The following is a 1,072-nucleotide window of genomic DNA, read 5'->3' as shown; positions in this document are numbered from 1 at the left end:
CGCCCCCGCCTGCGTTGCGGCATCACCCGCATCAGGTCGGACGCTTCCGGCAAACCGCCCCGCGCACCACCCCAACCCGGTCCTGACCGCCATGCCCCACACGCCAGCCCCCCCATCCACGCGGCCCATGGCCGTGTACGCGCTGACCCCCGGCGGGGCCACGCTTGCTCGGCGCATCGCCGCAGAACTGGGCGGCACGCTGTACCTGCCGGAACGCCTGTGCGCGGCGACCACGGAGGGGGCTGCTTCCGGCATGCCGGTCTCGGCGGAATTACCGCCCGCCCAACCGTTCGCCTCGCTGGCGGACCTTGTGGCGCGCACCTTTCGCCTGCATTCCGGCCACGTCTTCGTGGCGGCCACGGGCATCGTGGTGCGCTGCATCGCCCCGCATCTCACCAGCAAGGCACAGGATCCCTGCGTGGCGGTCTGCGACCAGCGCGGGGCCTTCGCCATCAGCCTGCTGTCCGGGCACCTTGGCGGCGGCAACGATCTGGCCCGTCAGGTGGCTGCCGTCACCGGCGGCACCCCGGTCATCACCACCGCCACGGACACCGAGGGCCTGCCCTCGTTCGACCTGCTGGCCGCGCGGGCAGGGCTGGCCATGGCCGACATCGCCATGGTCCGCCACGTCAACGGCGCGCTGCTGGCCGGGGAGCCGGTGTGGATATGCGACCCCGGCGACCGGCTGGGGCTGCGCGCCACCGGGCCATCGCCAGACGGGACAGGGGCTGAACGCACCGGGACGCACGACGCACCAGAGGCTTCCGGCGACGGGGCAGGGGCCCCGCCCCACTCCGCGCACCTTTTCCGGTTCGTCGCGGCCCCCGCCGACATTCCGTCCGATGCGCCCTCCGTGCTGGTCACCCCGCACGATCATCTGACCGCGCCGCGCCGCCTTGTGCTGCACCCGCGCGTGCTGCACGTGGGCACGGGCTGCAAGCGCGGTGTGGATGGTGGCATCATCGAAGCCCGCATCCGCGAGGTGCTGGCCGCCGCCCACCTTGCCCCGGCATCCCTCGTCGCGCTGGCCTCCGCGGACATCAAGGCCGACGAACCGGGCCTGCGGCAGGCC

1 protein-coding gene is annotated in these 1,072 nt (G+C 73.5%); it reads left to right on the top strand.

Translation table 11 applies throughout. The features are described 5' to 3' along the window. Positions 1–91 precede the first annotated feature (91 nt). Positions 92–1,072, top strand: a 981-nt coding sequence (locus FVW20_RS16380) for a cobalt-precorrin 5A hydrolase (RefSeq protein WP_231039179.1), incomplete at its 3' end; no start/stop codon positions are given.

Source organism: Nitratidesulfovibrio oxamicus, assembly GCF_015731765.1.
In the GTDB taxonomy this organism is placed as follows: Bacteria; Desulfobacterota; Desulfovibrionia; order Desulfovibrionales; family Desulfovibrionaceae; genus Cupidesulfovibrio; species Cupidesulfovibrio oxamicus.
This window is presented reverse-complemented; position numbering and strand designations above follow the sequence as displayed.